This is a genomic window from Moraxella oculi (assembly GCF_023336735.1).
GTDB lineage: Bacteria > Pseudomonadota > Gammaproteobacteria > Pseudomonadales > Moraxellaceae > Moraxella > Moraxella oculi.
Map to the genome: position 1 here is coordinate 1 of NZ_JAMBAQ010000046.1, position 2,410 is coordinate 2,410.

2 protein-coding genes are annotated in these 2,410 nt (G+C 38.0%); both read right to left on the minus strand.

Going from position 1 to position 2,410, the window contains the following annotated elements:
• Positions 1 to 294: 294 nt before the first annotated feature.
• Positions 295 to 642: a hypothetical protein gene (locus M2R47_RS09255; RefSeq protein WP_249102479.1), complete on the minus strand. Its 348-nt coding sequence runs from the start codon at positions 640 to 642 to the stop codon at positions 295 to 297.
• Positions 639 to 2,410, minus strand: a 1,772-nt coding sequence (locus tag M2R47_RS09260) for a TNT domain-containing protein (RefSeq protein ID WP_249102485.1), incomplete at its 5' end; no start/stop codon positions are given. The genes M2R47_RS09255 and M2R47_RS09260, both read right to left, overlap by 4 nt.

Genomic DNA, 2,410 nt, shown 5'->3' on the forward strand with positions numbered 1-2,410 from the left:
TTCATTAAGCAAGATTTGCTGATGGGCAATCTGTTTAGAAGTGTTGGCATAAGCTGAACAACATAAGGTCAAAGAGACAGCCAGTGCCAATCGTGTTGGTAAGGATAATATAGGGTAAGATGGGTGGTTGGTATGGGTCATGGGTTTGGGGTTTTTGGGGTTGGTGGTTGTGGTTAATGGGTTATGGTCGTTAAGGGTTAGGCTTGGGCAAAGCGAAGGCCAACGAATTCAATAGGTTAAGCCACAAATGTTAGGTTTCACATTCATTCAACTCAATCTATTGTTCTTATTGATTTATTGGATATATACAAAATCCTTCATGCAAACCCTACCATCCGTTACAATCTCGGTAAAATATTTTGATGCCGATGTTAAACTCATTAAAGGAAAAATTGCTAGTAGATTATACTCTCCTTTTTCAAATGCAGAGATAGCAATACAATTATCCAAATAGTCTAGGCAGTAGTAGAGATTATTTGGGTTGTTTATTTTCTCTCCAAAAATTTCACAAGGTTCCCCTTGTAGATTATGTATTATACTCTTTTTCATCATGATTTTATATTGATCATAAGGAAATAGAGTTTCATTTTTTTGAAAAAAATCTCCCTTATGATATTTTTCATTTATATTGATGTCAATCATTTTACCACCTTTTCTATATACTTAAGCTCTTCTAATTGCTTGATTGTAAAACCTGTTGCTTCTTTTGTTTCATACTGAATACCCATACCTTCTTTTCCAAACCAAGGCATAACCTTACTTTGTATTACAGGCAAGGGTTTAAGTACAATGTACTCATCTCTAATTAGTAGATTGGTATCTGGCGATAAAGCTCTGGCATCAACAGGAACATCTACTGGGGCCAAATATGAAGAGCGATCGCCTGTGCCGCCATACCTATCTAGTCTCGACCCTACTGGAATTATGGTATTAAATGACGAGTGTGGTACAATACCATTGTTAGGAGGCCAAATAATACTGCCATCTGGACTTTTCCAGCCAGTACTTTCAGCTTTTTTCATTAAATCCGAAATGTGAGTAAAACTATCATTATCGGCATTTACATTATTCTCAATTCTTACACTATTCTCTTGAGTGGAGGCAGGCTTATTAGCATGCCTAATATTCCTCCCCTGCAAAACCTTTTTAGCTGCAAGTGCTGACACCTCAGCTACTGGCATTGTCATCCATATTTTTTGAGAGTTTTCTATCTCTTGAGATGTTTTTAAGTATCCGTAGTCATAATAATTACCTTGCAACTGCAACAGTCTTTCATAATCTTTTGCTCCTCGAACACTGTCTATAGGTCCAATATCTGAGCTTTGTGCAGATTTGATAATATTGGGAATTAAATTAATAAAGTCATCCAGTATGAGTTTTGTAGTTTTAATAGGGTTGGTGTTTGCTGTGTTATAAGCATTGCCAACACCTTTATTATACTCAAAAGCTGCCAATGCAGGATCTTTATTAACCCATATTAATTCTATATACTCCCTGACGGTCTGATCATGAGCTGCAGCTCGCATTAATTCATCTAGGTTTTTAAAAGAATCCTCACGAACCTTATCCCTTAAATCGTCTTTAAACAAATTCATATTACTATTGGTTTCGTTGGGAGCACTCCAATAGTCTTGAACAACTTCATCATGGTATAAAAAATCAAAAGCTCTATCTTGATCCTCATGCAACACATTTGATTTATTACCATCTTTTTCAAATGCCTCCGCCCATTCTAAATCATGGTAAGCTGTAGCGACAATTGCCAGCTCTTTTTTAGCCTCCTCAATACTCAGTCCATATTTATCAGCAAATCTCTTGACTCTATCCTCATTTAAGATAAAACGAATCTCATCGGGATGCAACTGCCGATTAAACGCATCTGCATTCACCGCCATTACAGTACTTGAAGTGTCTACTCCTGCTGATTGGGTAGCAGTTGCAATGGCAAGGCTTGTGATTAGACTTGTGGCATTTTGTGCCGTATCTTCTGAAATGCCCGCTTTTACTAATTGCTTAGTTGTTTGTTCTGACAGCTTATCGATTATTGGTGCTGAGGCAGCAATACTGCCTGTAGTAACAGCTCCTTCAATCGTACCAGTACCGATTACACCAACAGCCGTATGCAGTGCCACACGGTAAATCCCACCTTCTGCCCACTTTTGTTGCTCCGTTGTTTTTTCTTCAGGGGTTAGATTTGGATCGCTTGCAATGCGTTTGATTTGATCTTTACTGAAATCAGCCACTACCTTTGGAGCCTCTCTCCCAAACTCTGTGGTAATCACTGTTTGGGCATTTAACTCTTTTAATGCTTGCTCCTTATCAAAGTCATTAGCAATGATTTGATTTAGCTCATCTTGCACTTCTGGTTGGTTGAAGTTTTCTGTATTGATGTGGCTAAGTCCTGCTTGGT